Annotated in this window: 10 protein-coding genes; 8 read left to right on the top strand and 2 right to left on the bottom strand. The window is 41.9% G+C overall.

The features are described 5' to 3' along the window. Window positions 1–743 precede the first annotated feature (743 nt). The gene (locus D1367_RS11585; RefSeq protein ID WP_118166597.1) at window positions 744–1,184 is read right to left on the bottom strand and encodes a hypothetical protein; all 441 of its coding nucleotides are present in this window, start codon (window positions 1,182–1,184) and stop codon (window positions 744–746) included. 609 nt (window positions 1,185–1,793) lie between these two features. Between D1367_RS11585 and D1367_RS11580 the strand changes: the two genes are divergently transcribed. Both D1367_RS11580 and D1367_RS11570 read left to right on the top strand, forming a co-directional pair. Further along, on the top strand, window positions 1,794–3,476 hold the full coding sequence (locus tag D1367_RS11580; protein WP_118166596.1) for an alpha/beta hydrolase: 1,683 nt from the start codon (window positions 1,794–1,796) through the stop codon (window positions 3,474–3,476). Window positions 3,477–4,247: 771 nt separating this feature from the next. Beyond that, window positions 4,248–4,916 carry a DUF6875 domain-containing protein gene (locus D1367_RS11570; protein WP_118166594.1) on the top strand — a complete coding sequence of 223 codons (669 nt, stop codon included), beginning with the start codon at window positions 4,248–4,250 and terminating at the stop codon, window positions 4,914–4,916. Between the two features lie 575 nt (window positions 4,917–5,491). On the opposite strand, the gene D1367_RS11565 is transcribed toward D1367_RS11570, so the two are convergent. After that, window positions 5,492–6,013 (bottom strand): helix-turn-helix domain-containing protein, encoded by a 522-nt coding sequence (locus tag D1367_RS11565; protein ID WP_118166593.1) that lies wholly within the window; start codon window positions 6,011–6,013, stop codon window positions 5,492–5,494. Between the two features lie 453 nt (window positions 6,014–6,466). Here D1367_RS11565 and D1367_RS11560 point away from each other — a divergent pair, with 453 nt between their 5' ends. The 6 genes from D1367_RS11560 to D1367_RS11535 all read left to right on the top strand — a co-directional run bounded on the left by D1367_RS11560 (window position 6,467) and on the right by D1367_RS11535 (window position 17,118). Next, window positions 6,467–6,874: a beta/gamma crystallin-related protein gene (locus D1367_RS11560; RefSeq protein ID WP_118166592.1), complete on the top strand. Its 408-nt coding sequence runs from the start codon at window positions 6,467–6,469 to the stop codon at window positions 6,872–6,874. A gap of 248 nt (window positions 6,875–7,122) precedes the next feature. Continuing rightward, a complete protein-coding gene (locus tag D1367_RS11555; RefSeq protein WP_118166591.1) occupies window positions 7,123–7,491 on the top strand; it encodes a hypothetical protein in 369 nt (122 codons plus the stop codon). Between the two features lie 223 nt (window positions 7,492–7,714). After that, window positions 7,715–9,931: a peptidase domain-containing ABC transporter gene (locus D1367_RS11550; RefSeq protein ID WP_118166590.1), complete on the top strand. Its 2,217-nt coding sequence runs from the start codon at window positions 7,715–7,717 to the stop codon at window positions 9,929–9,931. A 6-nt stretch (window positions 9,932–9,937) separates the two neighbouring features. Continuing rightward, entirely contained in the window at window positions 9,938–11,320 is a 1,383-nt protein-coding gene (locus D1367_RS11545; RefSeq protein WP_118166589.1) for an HlyD family secretion protein, read from the top strand. A gap of 185 nt (window positions 11,321–11,505) precedes the next feature. Further along, window positions 11,506–14,484, top strand: a complete 2,979-nt coding sequence (locus tag D1367_RS11540) for a two-partner secretion domain-containing protein (RefSeq protein ID WP_181985146.1) — start codon at window positions 11,506–11,508, stop codon at window positions 14,482–14,484. Window positions 14,485–14,538: 54 nt separating this feature from the next. Further along, on the top strand, window positions 14,539–17,118 hold the full coding sequence (locus D1367_RS11535; RefSeq protein WP_118166587.1) for a CHAT domain-containing protein: 2,580 nt from the start codon (window positions 14,539–14,541) through the stop codon (window positions 17,116–17,118). Window positions 17,119–17,460 lie beyond the last annotated feature (342 nt).

The following is a 17,460-nucleotide window of genomic DNA, read 5'->3' as shown; positions in this document are numbered from 1 at the left end:
TTTTGAAGCACAAGTTCAGGCAATGTCTAGGATAGAGTATGCCTACATAAATTATCCAATTTTGTTAATAAAAAACTACTAAGTGAGTGATATGTTATGTCTTAAAAATAGATGCCCTAATCCCAAAATTTCAACCAATCAATAAGTAACAGAGGTCAATAATCAATTAGACTGAATGATAAATTATACATTCGATAATTTAGACTGAATGATAGATTATACAGATAACATCCTGAAAGCTACTTAACACATAAATAAAATAAAATTTTCAGTTATAAAAATAAATTTTTATTGTGCTTCGTCTCATCTCCCTCTAGCCTATGCGATGGTAGCTGTTGTTACTATTAGTTAGTAGTCTGTCAAGGAATAATTGACGAGTACATTCTTTGTCTTGACGGCGATTTATCGCATCTCTCTAAGAGGATGTTTGAAAAGTCGTCGGTATCAAAAGTTTTAGATCCCCCTAAATCCACGCCAGTTGCTCATGGGGGAAACCCCCAAGACCGCACTGGCTCTCCGATGAATTGGGGGACTTTGATTCCCCCAATTTATCAGGGGTTAGGGGGGATCAAAAGTGCCTAAAGTTACAGAGAAATACTTTTCAAACATCCTCTAACGTGTGAATTTTTTAGACGCAATTTATCCCGTCTCTACATGAGATAAAGCTTTGCGACTTCAAAACCTGCTTTTGCGACATCAAAACTAGCTTTGAGCAAGGCTATTGTTTAGGGAACTGATTCAAGTCAACGATAAATAGCTAGAGTGAAAGTCAACGTCCAATTCTTTTTATCATTGATTTGAAAGTACAAACCTTGGAGAATCAACCGCAGAGCCGTTCGAGTTCTAATAAAGTTCCTCACCAGATAAGTTCCTGGTTCAGCAAAGATATCATTATAGTTTTTTATCTGACCAAATTGTTTTGAACAGTAACTGCCAGCCCCTTTTACTGTTAATATAAAAAATGGAGCTTTTTTGTATTTATCAGGAATCATAAAAATTCCATATACATGGTGACGACCACGCCACGGCTGAACTATAACCTTAGTAGCATGTACTTGGAACTTTGTAGTTTTTGAAGCAAGAAAAGCCTCGGAATTGCAATCAGAATTATTCACAGGCCACCACAGTATAATAATACTCAGGGAGAGCAGCAAAATCAAAATATAGCGGAGTCTGTGATGCATAAAGCCAAGAGAAATTGTTGATGTGGCTGGTAGAACTTGATGGGTAATGACAGTGTGGCTAAAGCAGTAACACTATCCCCCAGCAACACCTCTGGAACACGTTTTAAAAGGCAAAAACAAAACATTAAGTGGTCGGTTAAACTTTGCTGTCAAAAACATTGCAGTCAAAATATCAGCCCACAAAAAATTCAGATTGTAGATGCGTAGTTTACCGCCGCAGGCATCGCTTCTCCTGTTCTAGTAGCTCCTTTACAGTATTAAACCTAGCTGAGAAGCAATCAGGTTTTTGTGGCTGTGAACACTGATTTATGCTCAATTTTTTTAGCTGTGATCAATTCTACAATTCGTTACTTTTGTGATGTTTTTGATGTAATTCTGTTCGCATCAGTAGATGCTTTGAGGAGATCAGCGCGACGCCGAATAGCGAAGGCGAGTGCGTCTGGTAGAGTTGCGGTAGTGTACGGCAGCGCAAACGAGCGTCATAGCCCGTCGTAGACATCGCTATCAAGTTCAGCCAAAAATCTGGTTTTATTTCTAGGTAATTATTGGGGTAGTCAAAAACACAAATATCCGTTATATTCCCGTAAGTAACATTTGGTATAAATATTTATGAGAAAAAGTTGGGGAAGTCTTAAGATAATTGCGGGTTTCTTTGGCGCGTTGGCAATGCCTGCCGTAGGCATCGCACTTACACAGTTCGGAGCAAATACTCCGGCCATTGCGGCTGATACAGTTGTTGTGCGTTTGGGTTTATTTACAGAAACCATCTCCCTTGCTGAGTTGCAAAAGGCTGCAAAAACTGGGGAATTGCCTGGGAGTTTGCAGCCTTACGCTAAAAGATTATCCAAACAACAACGCCGCTTCTTCTTGGAGGCGCTGGGCATGAATATACCGATGAATGTTGTCACCGTTAATAAGTTAGTTAATACCCAGATTGGTACAACTATTCTCAATGACTTTGCTACAGCCTTAGCCCGAAAGGATAAAGCTGGTGTGCAAGCACTCAGAGCAGGATTGGTATTAGGTTCTACTGCACCGCAAGGTCTTTCTATACTGAGTTTTATCGCGGCTTATCCCAGTCAACGCCTAGAAATTGATTTGCCACAGGCTTTTGTTGTTGCAGGGAATTTGAATACAGCTTTTTGGCGCACCCAGCAATTTATGCTAGCCATTGCTCCCCAACTAGACCCCATAACACCACAGCCGAGAACACCGCAGATTGCTTTCCCTTTTGATCCCAGCAAACGAGGAATAGCTCAAGTAAAAATACTCAACTTAAGCCTGAATGACCAAAAGCGCGACCGGAAAATTCCAGTTGATGTTTATTGGTCAACTGCTGCAACTCTTGACAAACCCGTAATTGTCCTTTCTCACGGCTTCATGTCAGTCCGCACGGACTTGCATTACTTAGCAGAACATTTAGCATCCTACGGTTATGTAGTAGCAGCTTTAGAACATCCCGGTAGTAATGAGACAAATACTAACTTAGCATTCCAAGGCAAAACCAGAGTTATGAAGCCTCAGGAGTTTTTAAATCGCCCTCAAGATATTAGTTTCGTTCTCGACGAATTAGAAAAGCTCAACCAAACGGCTAATCATCCCCTGCAAGGAAAACTTGCAACCAATAAAGCGATGGTTATTGGCTATTCTTTTGGTGGTGGTACAGCTTTAGCACTCGCTGGAGCCGAGTTACAACTCGAAGGTCTTAAACAACGCTGTAAAAAGAATTTGACTATCTTGAGTTTGGGAGAAACTATGCAGTGCATCGCTCAAGAACTGCCAGAAAATACCTATCAACTACGGGATACTAGAATCAAACAGGCGATCGCTCTCAATCCTACAACTTCTCTAATGTTTGGCGAAACTGGGTTAACTAAGGTGCAAGTTCCTACCCTAGTGTTAGCAGGTTCCGCAGATAAAACCACCCCAGCTTTAACTGAACAGATTGTGGGATTTGACAAAATTCCATCCCCAAAATGGCTAGTTGGTATAGTTGGCGGTACTCATCTGAGTGTAAAAGACCCCAGTAAGACTTTGGATCAGATAGGACAACCAAATACACCAATTAGTGGCGGTGAAGTTGTGGGTGAACAAGCAGCAGATGTTCGCAAGTACGTTAAAGCTATAGCTTTGGCGTTTGCTTTCCAAATGACTCCAGAAGCTAAAAACTACGCTATTTTTATGACATCAGATTATGCCCAATTTGCTTCGACTGCGGCATTTCCATTTCGCTTAATGACGCAGATTCCTCCTGATGCTATAGCAGTGGTGAAAGAATTTGTTGAGAAATAAGCGACTTCCAATAGTTACTAAACGTCTTTTACAGAGGTCTAATCAAGTCCTTGTTGGAGTGGTATTAGCTGCTTTTCTAATGCATTCTAATTTAGGAATTAATTTATATATTCAGTAATATACAGCTTATAAAATTTTACTTAGTTTTTGATATTTTACTTTAAAAAAGCGTAATAACTTGATATTAAATGCATAGTTACTGTTAAACCAATATTAAACTTTTACAGTAAAGCTAATTATTTAGACATAAACTTTATATTTTTATTCTTAAAAATAATAGAAACTTGAGAGTGTAAAAAAAGTAGGAGCATCTGCTGGATAATATATGTATATTCTAGGTAAAATACCAAAAGTAAAGGAACACAACTTATTTGGTAAAAAAATATACTTGAATATTTTTTTACTAATTTTTTTTAAATTCACAAAAATACTAGAGCATTTTTATCTACTACAAGCCATATATAGCGATTCTCAGTTGAGTAAGGTGCAAGAACCCCTTCCCCGCGAGCGAGGAGAAGGCTATGATGTACTTCATTTGATTAGGAAAAACTATACCAAAAATATCAAGGCTTGTTTTTTTACGTAGATAATAATTAGTTTCAGACAGAGAAAATAGCCATCTTAAATCATTCCTGAGAAATCAAATCGCTGAAATACCTACAAATACATACTTTCTCTCTACGTATTTTCTCAGGTTTAAATTCGGATTGCTATGTTGTAAAACTGATTTTTGATTCAGAATTAAACAATTATTTTGTTTCACTCAAGCTCATGGAACTTTATACAACTCTTGAAATAGAACAACTCCAGCAAAATGAAGACCTTCCTTACTTGATTGAAATTATGGAGTGGGTGAAAAATTTTTTAGGAAGACTTCATCCTAACTTAGGAAGACCTGGCGCAGTTTGCCCTTTTGTACCTCACTCTCTCAAGTCCAACAGTATTCGTCTGGCAGTTATTCATACAAAAGATTTGTATCCAGAACAATTAGAAGAAATTGTTAGACGCTACCGAGATATCTTTCTTGAGATGGAAGTTAAAGAGCAGGAATTAGCAATAAATAGAGCTTTTTTACTTATCTTTCCTGACATCCATATAGAAGATGCTCCTAAAGTAGTAGATGGTGTCCAACAAAAACTTAAACCTTTGTTTGTTGAGTCAGGACTGATGATAGGAGAATTTCATAAACGTAATGAAAGCCCTGGTCTGCACAACCCAAACTTTCGTCCACTTCGTAGCCCTATCCCCTTATTGGCTATCCGGTTTATGGTTGAAGCTGACCTCCCCTTTCTTGAGAGTCCGGCTGATCCATACTTACGTATTCGATATCTGGAAGCTTATTTAAAGTGTTTTGGTCATAAATTTACAGATGAAACAAAGTTTAGAAATGCTCAACAAGCATTAGCTTTAGCGAAAGAACAAACAGCTATTTTTAAGTAAATATACCACTCTGTAGGGGCACAGCAATGCTCATGCGTGTCAAAGAAAATCGGCGGGATTCCCGTCGATTTTCTTTAAACCTAGCAAAATGAATTTGACGGTTAGGGAGACGCGATAAATCTTAGAGAGACGCGATAAATCTTAGAGAGACGCGATAAATCTTAGAGAGACGCGATAAATCTTAGAGAGACGCGATAAATCTTAGAGAGACGCGATAAATCTTAGAGAGACACGATAAATCTTAGAGAGACACGATAAATCTTAGAGAGACGCGATAAATCTTAGAGAGACACGATAAATCTTAGAGAGACGCGATAAATCTTAGAGAGACGCGATAAATCTTAGAGAGACGCGATAAATCTTAGAGAGACGCGATAAATCGCCGTCTCTACAAGGAATCTATCCGTCAATTATTTCTTGAGAGACTACTAGTAATTGCAACGTCTCTACAAGGGTTTCAGGTAACGCATCACTCACTATACGTCTCGGTTATTCTCTGATTCTGCTTGATTTTTAAAGCCGTCTCTTTACCAGAATACATTGCTTCAAAGTCTTTTATCACAAGCCTTAAATTTTTACCCTCTCAAAGAGTACTGTCTTTTTATAAGAGCCACACCCAAATCTTTTTGGTGTAAGGTTTCTTGCTTAGTTGTGTTGCCTTTTGGTCGGGTGGAAAGCCCCATCTCCTTTAGCAAACGGTTAATGTGACAACTGCTAACCTTAATTCCCAATTCTTTTGTCAAATGCTTACTTAACCATTCTGCTGTCCAGCGTTCAAATGAATAGCCAGCAAGGCGCGGACTATGGCTTACCAATTCTTTCAAGCGAGCGAGGTATTGCTCATTCACAGTTTTAGGGCGTCCCATCAAGCGATCGCTCCATTTTTGAGCTTGTCCTGTTTGTGCGATCGTAATCCAGTAGCGTGCAGTCTCTTGAGAACATCCCAAAGCTTCACAAATTTGAGCCTGAGATTCACCTGCATCGAAAAGTAGCATAATTTCAATGCGACGGCGGTATTCTGCACGTAAGTCGGTTTCTAAGCTTTTCAGTAGGTATCTGCGCTGAAAGGGTGTTAAGCAAAGACCTGGATTTTCCATAACGATTCCCCTTGGTAGAACTTGCACTCTTTGGAAGTTCGTTTAGCTTCTTTGCGAACCTCTGCTTACTTATCGGAATCAAAAGTCTATGAATTCCGCAACTAGTTACAAAAGTTCATACTTATCGGATGAATGGTCAGAAGTTAGGCTTTACAAACTGTTCCTAGTTTTTCGGGGTGAAATATGCCTCGATCTTATACCAAGACTAATCTTAAATTAAGGAAAAGGTTGCTTTAATTTCCTCTTTTTAATGAAGGTTAAGGAGAAGCAAGCTTTAACTCAAGCGTATTATATTTTATTTCAAAAAATTAAAACATAAGTCATTGACTTATGTGAATAAAATCACTTTTTAACCCTTGATTTTATTGATTAAATCTCAGAATATTTAAGTGGAGTTAGACAATTAATTACTAATTCACTATTACCATCAATCGGAAATGAAGGAAAGTAACAATGTTAAACACCCAAGAATACTTCAAACAACTTGATGCAACTCTTACCGTCATGGAACTTGATGATGAGGTTGCTGCTACCTGTAGTGGTGGAGCTCCTAAATTTTATACCACTGGGAGTAACCCAGATGTGTTTTTATATGACGAGAAAAATTTTGGATTAAAAGGAGGAAAATTGGGAATCAATGCAGAACTGTATGGTGGTGATTCTAACCTCGACAACGCCCTCGTTGGTAGCGGTTGGAATAACAGGACTTCGTCCATTATAGTAGTAAGAGGAACATGGAAGATATACCAAGACAGTGGGTATAAGGGTAAGTCCAAGACGCTGAAGCCAGGAAGGTATGCTAATGCCAAAGCATTTGGTCTTGCAGACAACTCATTGACTGGGATTATACGGGTAGGTTAGTTCTAGTTTGACTGTAACTGTTCTAAAGATTGGTTTCTAGACAGTAAAGCTGGTTGGGAGCAGATGCTTTCAAGCATAATAATTTACTACTCCTGACATAGCTTTTTTAGTAAACGCTCAGAGTCCGATCAAACACCCTGAGGGTAATAGGTAAAAGTTCAAAACAAGAAGTTTCGCAACCAATTTTTAAAACTACAGTTCTTCAAGGAACGACACAGAAGAATTAACACTTCAATAGGATAAAAAAGATGAAAGACAATCAGCATGAACAACTATTCACCGAATTAACTCCCGAAGCCGCTGCTGTTGTTGAAGGAGGCGGTAGTTTCAAATCTACTGTTAATTTTGATACGTTCCTAACCTCACGATCGTTCAATGTGCGATCCGGTGGAACAATCAAACTCATTACCGACACCAAGTCGGCACGAAGTAACCAATCCTTCGGTGTAATTATTAGAAATGTAAACACTAATAATTCAAATGGAAAGCTAGCTAGTGTTGGTAAAGATACCACTACATGGACTAACATACGGGGAGGCAAATACGTAATCGACTTTAGAGATGATAAAGACCGTGTATTTGTCACTGGCAATATAAGAGTTGACTACACTTCCTGATGCAGCACATGAAGCTAAACGCTCAGGAGTCTGATTAAACAAGCTGATTAGACCAGTAGAACATTAACGGCGATCAAGACTTTCCCCTTAATCGCCTTCTCTCCAATAAAAGGAGATTTAACATATTTGTTGTTGATTGTTCTGAAAGATGCAAGAAGCGTACCTTTCCAAAAATCAACAACAGATATAGAACCAACAAAGCTAGATGGCTTGAATTTTGACGATGAAATACCAAACTGTACTTCAACACAGCGAAGAAGACTGCGGTGCTGCAAGTCTAGCCACTATTGCCAAACACTACGGACGCACCTTTGCGATTAGTCGAATACGGGAAGTAGTTGGTACGGGATCGCGGGGAACCAGCCTGCTGGGTTTGAGGCGGGGTGCAGAAACTCTAGGATTTAATACGCGTCAAGTTAAAGCCTCGGTGCAACTGCTTGACCAATTGCATAAAGCCCCCCTACCCGCCATCATTCACTGGAAAGGCTATCACTGGGTCGTTTTATACGGGCAAAAGGGGAAAAAATATGTAATTGCTGACCCTGGTGTAGGCATCCGCTATCTCACCCGCGAGGAGTTGCTAGAAGGGTGGGGTAATGGCATCATGCTGCTGCTAACGCCAGACGACAGCCGCTTTTATCAGCAATCAGATGATAAAATTGGCGGCTTTGGGCGTTATCTGATGCGGGTTTTGCCCTATCGCGCTATTCTGATTCAAGCGATCGCAATTAACATCATCATCGGGCTGCTCTCCCTTGTCTCTCCCTTAATGATGCAATTGCTCACTGATGACGTACTTGTGCGGGGAGATACCCAACTGCTAACCGTGGTGGCGATTGGAGCGATCGCTATGAGTCTATTTAGCAGTGCGATCGGTTTGGTACAATCTCACCTAATTGGTCACTTTGGTCAACGACTGCAATTAGGACTGATTCTAGAATACGGACGACAACTGTTGCGTTTGCCCCTCTCGTACTTTGAAGGACGACGCAGTGGGGAAGTAGTCAGCCGGATTGCCGATGTTGATCACATCAATGAGCTAGTTTCTCAAATTGTCCTTGGTTTACCCAGCCAATTTTTTATCGCCTTGGTTTCCTTGGGCTTCATGCTCTTTTACAGTTGGGGACTGACTTTGGCTTCCCTTGCTGCCTTTATAATTGTCACCCTTGTAAACCTGCTTTTTCTTCCTGCTTTGCGTCAAAAAACCCGGAATGCGATCGTGTTGGGTACAGAAAACCAAGGCTTTCTCGTTGAAACTTTTCGCGGTGTCCAGGTGCTAAAAACTACTCAAGCCACTCCCCAAGCTTGGCAAGAGTATCAGGCAAATTATGGTAAGCTTGCTAACTTGGGCTGGAGTATGATGAAGCTGGGGCTTTACAGTGGCACAATTACTAATATTATTTCTACTTTTACTAGTATTGCCTTACTGTGGTTAGGCTCCTACTTGGTGATTAATCGCACTTTGACCATTGGTCAGTTGCTAGCGTTTAGTGGTATGAGTGGCAACTTTCTCGGCTTTTTGGGTTCAGTCATCGGCTTAGTTGATGAGTTTATCACAGCCCAGATTGTCATCCAACGCCTGACGGAGGTGATTGATGCTACCCCAGAAGATGAAAAAGACGAGAAAAAGCCTTGGGCAGAACTTAAGGGCAATGCAGATATTACTTGCACCAACCTTAATTTCCACCATGCAGGTAGAGTTGACTTGCTGGAAGATTTTTCGCTGATTATCCCTGGTGGTCAAGTCGTTGCCCTGATTGGGAAATCTGGGTGTGGTAAAAGCACCCTTGCCAAACTGCTTGCTGGGTTATATTTCCTGCAATCTGGCAATATCCGCTATGGCATCTATAATCAGCAAGACCTCTCGATGGAATGTCTGCGGCAACAGGTGGTGCTAGTACCTCAAGAACCTCACTTCTGGAGTCGCTCAATTCTTGAAAACTTTCGCTTCAGCTATCCTCAAATAGCCTTTGAACAAATTGTGCAAGCTTGCGAGATTGCTGGTGCAGATGAGTTTATTAGTAAACTTCCCGATAAGTATCAAACTGTTTTAGGCGAATTTGGCGCGAATCTTTCTGGTGGACAACGACAGAGATTAGCGATCGCTAGAGCTATAGTTACTGATCCACCCATATTAATTTTAGATGAATCCACTGGCGCTCTCGACCCAGTGAGTGAAGCCCAACTGCTAGATAGACTGCTGTCTCATCGCCTGGGCAAAACCACAATTATGATTAGCCATCGCCCCAAAGTCATTGGACGGGCTGATTGGATTGTACTGCTGGAAGAAGGGCGTTTGAAAATCCAAGGCACTCCAGAGGCTCTCCGCCATCAACCTGGTGAACACTTAGACTTTTTAGAGAGCGTTGATCCATTTACAAATGGTTTAGTGCCTAAATCCTCTAACTCTAACGGTAAATTCAGCACTATCAGTAAATAAAATAGCATGATTAGCCATTCCAACTCAGACTACTTGCCCCCAATTCAAGACAACGAGTTTCTCCCGCCACTTGGCCGTTGGACTACTTGGGGCGGACTAGTTCTTGTCTGTGCTGTGGGGTTAGGCGTTCCCCTCGCCTCTGTTACCAAATATAAAGTGACAGTTAAAGGACAAGCTGTTGTCCGCCCTGCTGGTGAATTGCGGCTGGTGCAAGCTGCTACGGAAGGTCAGGTGACGCGGGTTTTTGTTGCAGAAAATCAAGTTGTCAAAAAAGGGGATGTGATTGCTACTATTGACAACTCGAAGCTACAAACCAAAAAGAGCCAACTGCAAAGTAATATTGGGCAAAGTCGTTTACAACTCTTGCAAATTAATGCCCAAATTAATGCTATTAATAGCCAGGTTTTAGCTGAAACTGAGCGCGTCAACCGGGTTATTGCTGGTGCTGAAGCTGAATTAAGCGATCGCAGCCGCAACTATCAAGATAAACTTATTACTACCGCTACTGATGTCAAAGAAGCGGATGCCAATGTCAAAGCTGCGGATGCTAGTTTGAAAGCAGCCCAATCAAAGCGAAATCGTTATGAGACTGTAGCCAAAGCCGGAGCCTTGTCTCAAGATCAATTTGAGGAAGCACAACTAGCTGTTCGCCAGCAAGAACAAGCACTCTTAGCAGCTAAAGCCAAATTGCAAAATGTCCAAACTGCTCTCAATCCCAGTAATGCACAAATAGCGATCGCTTATAATCGCATTGCCCAAGAAAAAGCTACAGGTCAAGCCAGCATTGCTACTTTAGATAAAGAACGCCAAGCTTTAATTCAGCAACGAATTGAAATCCAAAAACAGCTAGAGCGTGACACCCGCGAACTCCAACAAGTAAATATCGACCTCAGTCAGACTATAATTACTGCCACAGCAGACGGGATTATTTCTAAATTAAACCTGCGAAACTCTGGTCAAACTGTTCCTGCTGGACAGGAAATTGCCCAAATTGTTCCCAGTGATGCTTCCTTGGAGATTAAGGCAGCAGTAGCACTTCAGGATAAAAATAAGTTAAAACAAGGTCAAAAGGTACAAATGCGGGTTTCTGCTTGTCCTTATCCAGATTATGGTACTCTCAAAGGCAAGGTTAAAACAATTTCCCCAGATGCGATCGCACCTCAAGGGAATGCTGCTAATGCCACCGCCACAAAATCTCCTAGTCAAAAGATGACAGATGTTGGTGCGTTCTATGAGGTAACAATTGAGCCAGAAAGCCTTTCTCTAGGTAGGGACAAACACCTATGTGCGTTGCAATTGGGAATGGAGGGAACAGTTGATATTATTTCTAGAGAAGAGACTGTGTTGCAATTCTTTTTGAGGAAGGCGAGGTTGATTGCAGACTTGTAGTGCGTTGGCGTAGCCCGCACTTCTCTACGAGACGCTGCGCGAACGGGTGAGCTTCAGTGACCACCCCAGGCATCGCATTGTAACTATTCGTAATTATTTCTCGTAATCCTGCTGGGGGTTTTCTATCTATCCTTATAAGAGGGTGTAGTTTACTTGCTGGTTATTTAAGGGGTGCAATGTTGAGAATGACGCGATATAGGCAGCATTGGTGCTGGAAATTCGCATTGGGAAGTTGGTTGTTGATGGGTAGTGCGATCGGCGAAGCTGTATTGCAGACATTCGCTTTCTCTGTTAATTCCGCTTTTGCCCAAATTACTCCTGATAGCACTCTACCCAATAATTCTCGTGTCATAACACAAGACAACATCAGTACCATTGAAGGGGGAACCCAAACTGGAAGGAACTTATTCCACAGTTTTGGGCAGTTTTCTGTACCCACTGGCGGCACTGCAATATTTAATAATGCTGCGGATATTCAAAATATTATCAGTCGGGTAACGGGTGGGTCAGCTTCTAATATTGACGGGATAATTCGCGCGTCGGGTACAGCTAACCTGTTTCTAATTAATCCTAATGGGATTATTTTTGGTCAGAATGCTCAATTGAATATTGGCGGTTCGTTTGTAGCGACTACAGCCAATGGGATTGGATTTGGCAATTTAGGCTTTTTCAGTGCTACTAATCCAGAAGCGCCTTCACCGTTGCTAACGGTTAACCCTTCCGCTTTGTTATTTAATCAAATTACAGCAGCGCCGATTCAAAATAACTCACAAGCACAAGGAGCAGAATTAGACCCGTCAAAAAATTTTATTCCTAAAGGTCTACGTGTTCTAGATAGTAAAAGTTTGCTGCTTATAGGCGACAACATTAGCATGAATGGTGGCGGATTGTTTGCTTTTGGTGGTCGAGTTGAGTTGGGAGGATTGGCAGAACCTGGAACTATGGGAATTGATGTCAATGGCAACAATTTGAGTTTGAATTTTCCTGATAGTGTATTACGAGCAAATGTGTCTCTTAATGGTGCTAATATAAATGTACGCGCAGCCAGTGGCGGGAGTATCGCCATCAACGCCAGAAACTTAAAGATTTTGCGAGGAAGTCAACTGCGGGCAGGAATAGCAAGAGGGCTAGGGGGATCTGACGTAAAAGCCGGAGATATTGTAATTAATGCCACAGAGACATTCACCATTGCCAATGCTGACAGTTTTGTTTCTAATGCGGTGCTAGTAGACGCAAAAGGCAAGGGAGGTGATGTTCAAATATCGGCGGGATCACTATCTGTTAGCGGTGGCGCTCAACTGTATGCTGGCACTTACGGACAAGGAAATGCAGGCAGCGTGATTATTAATGTCCGTGATACAGCTTCCTTTGATGGAGAAAGCGAAAAATCTCGTAGCTTGCACAGTGGTGCATTTAGCAAAGTGGAATCGTCTGGCATCGGTCAGGGGGGTAATGTCAATCTCCAAGCAAAGTCACTCAGATTAACCAATGGTGCTGTACTAGAAGCCAGTACTCTAGGAGAGGGAAATGCGGGTGCTGTAAATATTCACGCCCGTGATATTGTCTTTGATGGCCAAAGTACCCAATTAGAAAGTAGTGGTGTATACAGCCGAGTTGAAACAGCATATCAACCTGAGTACCACCAAGGTGTGGGTCAGGGAGGTAATATCAATATCGCAGCCGATTCGCTTTCTGTCACCAATGGTGCTGTTATAACTACCAGTACTCTTGGACGGGGGGATGCAGGTAACGTGTTCATCAACGCCCGCAATATTGTCTTTGACGGAATGGGTAGATTCGATAGAAATAAAAAAATCAGACAATCCAGTGCTGCTACGAGCGCTGTCAGAGATATTGGCGTGGGTCAGGGGGGCAGTGTAAATGTTACAGCAGAGTTGCTAAGAGTAAGCAATGGCGCTTCTGTAAGTACCAGTACCTTGGGGCAGGGAAGTGCGGGAAACGTGTTCATTAACGCCCGCAATATTGTCTTGGATGGAGTAGGCTCATATTTGAATGAAGTGCAACCGTATTTCTTACCTAGTGGTTTATATAGCCAGATGGAAACAGAATATGTGGGTCAGGGTGGCAGTGTAAATATTACAGCTGATTCACTTTCTGCCACTAATGGTGCTGTCATAACTACCAGTACTCTTGGACGGGGGGATGCAGGTAACGTGTTCATCAATGCCCGCGATATCGTCTTTGATGGGGTGGATAGGAACGGATTTTCTAGTGGGGTATTCAGCACAGCAGACAAGAAAGCCATAGGCAATGGTGGTTATATAGACATCTCTACCAGTTCACTTTCTGTCAGTAATGGTGCTAAAGTTGCTACCATTAGTCAAGGGAATAATAACGCGGCAGGCAGTATAAAAGTTGCAGCACACTCTATCCGGTTGGACAACAAAGCTGCGATCGCAGCAGAAACTGCCTCTGGTAAAGGTGGCAATATTACCTTAGAAAATCATCGGGAAAATCTAGATTTATTATTAATTCGTCGTGGCAGTAGAATTTCTACAACCGCAGGCATTGAAAAGCAGGGTGGAGATGGTGGAAACATTACTATCAATGCTCCTCATGGCTTCATCATCGCCGTCCCCAATGAAAATAGTGATATTACTGCTAATGCTTTCACAGGTAGGGGAGGGAACGTTAAAATCAGCGCTTTTGGTGTTTACGGCACTCAATTTAGAGACAAAGAAAACCCACAAACAAGCGACATCACTGCTAGTTCCCAGTTTGGAATTAACGGCACTGTAGAACTCAACACACCCGACATTGACCCCAACAGTGGCTTAGTCAACTTACCCACCGTACCAGTTGATACCCGTGTAGCCCAAGGTTGTACTGCGGGTAGCTCTCAAGCACAAAGCAAATTTATCATCACTGGACGCGGTGGTTTACCACCTAATCCGGGTGAAGCCCTCAGTGCTGACGCAGTGCAGGTAGATTTGGTGACTCTCAACCCAAAAGTAGGTAATTCTCTAACAGTTTCCACAAATCCCATTAACCCAACACCAGATCGCATTGTAGAAGCTACTGGTTGGGTAATTGCTGCTAATGGCGATGTAATTCTCACTCTTGTTGCACCCACCCTTACGCCTCATTCTTCCTGGCAGAGGACAGCCGATTGCCGTGTGGTTAATCAACGCCAGGGAGGTTGAGCAACTTACACTGTCTATTTTTAGTAAAGATGCGGTGCAAGTGAAGGCAAAAACATGACAAGAAAAAAATTTAGATTACGAATAATCAAACGCTTTTTAAGTTTACTGCTGCTTTTGGCTATGTTCTTAGGGGCGGGGTTATTGCCCCCGACTTTCGCACATGTAACTGGGGAGAACTCTAGTCTTCAAAAGTTGTCTTATGCCCAGAGTTTGCTGGAACAGGGTAGTAAATTTTATGAAGCTGAACGGTTTGCTGAAGCTGCTACTTCTTGGCAACAATCTATCTCTGCATTCAAGGCTAATGAAGATGAATTGAGGCAAGCGATCGCACTCGGTAATCTCTCATTAGCTTATCAACAATTGGGACAGTGGTCAGAGGCAGAAGGTGCGATCGCTCAAAGTCTCAACTTATTACAAACTGCTAAAGACACCAAAGACTCCTCGCAAATTCTAGCCCAAGTTCTAGATATCAAAGGTCGCCTGCAATTGGCTCAAAGCAAAGCTGAAGATGCCTTGGATACTTGGCGAGTCTCATCTGATATTTATACCAAAATCGGCGACAAGAGGGCGGTTATTCAAAATCGGATTAACCAAGCGCAAGCTTTGCAAACTTTAGGATTTTATCGGCAAGCCGAGAAGACGTTAAGAGAAAGTACCCGCATTCTCCAAAGTCAACCCAACTCACCTGTTAAAGTCGCAGCTTTGCATAGTCTCGGCAATGTGGTGCAAGTCACAGGTGATTTAGAAACATCTCGGCAGATATTGCAGCAAAGTTTAGAAGTAGCTTCATCGTTACCAGATCAGGAAGCGATCGCTGATATTCTCCTCAGTCTGGGTAATACAGCCCGTGTTCAGCAAGACACGCAAACAGCCATAAAATATTATCAACAAACTATCAAAACTGCAACCTCACCCACTACACGCATCCAAGCTCAAGTCAATCAACTCAGACTACTGCTGAAAACTGAGCAATTGTCAGCTTTCCAAACATTGTCCTCTGAAATTCAAACTCAGCTTAACGACTTACCCGTTAGTCGGACAGCAATTTCTGCCCGCATTAACTTTGCCCAAAGTCTAATGCAATTCCCAAAAAAAACCACCGCAGACACTCCCTCATTGTTGGACATTGCCCAATTACTAGCAACTGCTATTGAGCAAGCAAAAAGTTTGCAAGATAAACGCACAGAATCCTATGCTATTGGTGTTTTAGGGCAAGTGTATGAACAAACTCAACAGTTGTCTGATGCCCAAAACCTCACCCAACAAGCCTTGCTCATCGCTCAAGATATCGATGCTAAAGACATTGGCTATCAATGGCAATGGCAACTGGGACGTTTGCTTAAAACTAAGGGAGATACAAAAGGAGCAGTAGCAGCTTACACAGAAGCAGTTAATAACCTCCAAGCCCTGCGTAGTGATTTAGTTGCTGTCAATTCTGCGGTGAAATTTTCCTTTCGAGAAGAAGTTGAACCAGTTTATCGGGAGTTGGTTGATTTACTTTTGCAATCTCAGGGTAATCAAGTTAGCTCAGAAAATCTCGAAAAAGCCAGCAATACAATCGAATCACTCCAAATAGCAGAGCTAGAAAACTTCTTTCGCAACAACTGTCTGAATGCTCAAATCGTTAATCCAAAAAAAGATCCAAAAGCAGCAATTATTTATCCATTTATTTTGCCAGACCGATTAGAAGTCATCCTCCAGTTGCCTCAACAGCGTTGGTTGCACTACTCTACCCCTGTAGTTGGAGAAGAAGTGGAAACTACTTTAGCGCAACTACAGGAAAATTTACCCAAACCACACACCCTGCAACAGGTTCAATCTTTATCTCAGAAGGTTTACAAATGGCTGATTCAACCTGCTGAAGCTGCCTTAGCTGAAAGTCAGACTCCTACTTTGGTGTTTGTGCTGGATGGTTGGTTGCGAAATATTCCGATGGCAGTTCTCTACGATGGCAAACAATATTTAGTTGAGAAGTATAACATTGCGCTTACCCCCAGTCTGCAACTGATTGAACCCAAAACATCACAGAAGGAATTTAAGGCAATAGCCGCAGGATTGAGTGAAGCAAGTTCGGGATTTTCTGCACTACCCAACGTCAAACTTGAATTAGAACAAATCCGCTCTCAAGTTCCTAGCAGCATCCTGCTGAATCAAGAATTTACCAGCAAAACTTTGCAAAACCGGATTAATTCTTTATCTTTCCCTATCGTTCATCTTGCAACTCATGGTCAGTTTAGCTCGAAGGCTGAGGAGACATTTATTGTCGCTTGGAATGAGCGTATTTATGTCAAAAAGTTAAATGAGTTAGTGCGAACACTAGAGCAAAATAGACCCGAAGCGATTGAATTGCTGATTCTTAGTGCCTGTCAAACAGCAACCGGGGACGAACAAGCTGCACTAGGAATTGCTGGTGTTGCTTTTCAGGCGGGAGCACGCAGTACGATCGCTTCTTTGTGGAACTTGGATGATGAGTCTACTGCTGTGTTGATGAATCAATTTTACCAAGAGTTAGGCAACAAAAACCTGACTAAAGCTGAAGTACTCCGTCACGCCCAGCTAGCTCTTTTGCAAAATCCCAAATACAAACGTCCCAGGTTTTGGGCCCCCTATGTTCTTTTGGGTAATTGGCTTTAAGCCACTCTCACCACTTTAAGAGGTGGGATTCAGCTAGGAGTTGAAGTTAACTTTTTGTCTATTTACTTACGCAAATGCGATCGCATCGACTGAGAATTCGATTGTATCGGCTGACAATTCGATTGTATTAATTTATGTAAATAAATTAGCAAGTTTGGCGTAAAACTAACGCGATCGCAACTGAGAATTATCCACGGGTGACTTCAACCATCGTAAACCCACATTACCCGGATTTCTCACAAAGCTTGAAGAAATAGGGGTCAAAACTGCCAAAATGTATATTGCAAAACAATTCCACCAGTTTTAAGTATATTATTATACTAATTTCAAAAAACAATGCGA

It is taken from the genome of Nostoc sphaeroides, from assembly GCF_003443655.1.
GTDB classification, from domain to species: Bacteria; Cyanobacteriota; Cyanobacteriia; order Cyanobacteriales; family Nostocaceae; genus Nostoc; species Nostoc sphaeroides.
This window is presented reverse-complemented; position numbering and strand designations above follow the sequence as displayed.

Coding starts and splice junctions, on each gene's coding strand:
- D1367_RS11585 (WP_118166597.1), bottom strand. CDS start 1,184: ATGCATCACAGACTCCGCTATATTTTGATTTTGCTGCTCTCCCTGAGT.
- D1367_RS11580 (WP_118166596.1), top strand. CDS start 1,794: ATGAGAAAAAGTTGGGGAAGTCTTAAGATAATTGCGGGTTTCTTTGGC.
- D1367_RS11570 (WP_118166594.1), top strand. CDS start 4,248: ATGGAACTTTATACAACTCTTGAAATAGAACAACTCCAGCAAAATGAA.
- D1367_RS11565 (WP_118166593.1), bottom strand. CDS start 6,013: ATGGAAAATCCAGGTCTTTGCTTAACACCCTTTCAGCGCAGATACCTA.
- D1367_RS11560 (WP_118166592.1), top strand. CDS start 6,467: ATGTTAAACACCCAAGAATACTTCAAACAACTTGATGCAACTCTTACC.
- D1367_RS11555 (WP_118166591.1), top strand. CDS start 7,123: ATGAAAGACAATCAGCATGAACAACTATTCACCGAATTAACTCCCGAA.
- D1367_RS11550 (WP_118166590.1), top strand. CDS start 7,715: ATGAAATACCAAACTGTACTTCAACACAGCGAAGAAGACTGCGGTGCT.
- D1367_RS11545 (WP_118166589.1), top strand. CDS start 9,938: ATGATTAGCCATTCCAACTCAGACTACTTGCCCCCAATTCAAGACAAC.
- D1367_RS11540 (WP_181985146.1), top strand. CDS start 11,506: ATGACGCGATATAGGCAGCATTGGTGCTGGAAATTCGCATTGGGAAGT.
- D1367_RS11535 (WP_118166587.1), top strand. CDS start 14,539: ATGACAAGAAAAAAATTTAGATTACGAATAATCAAACGCTTTTTAAGT.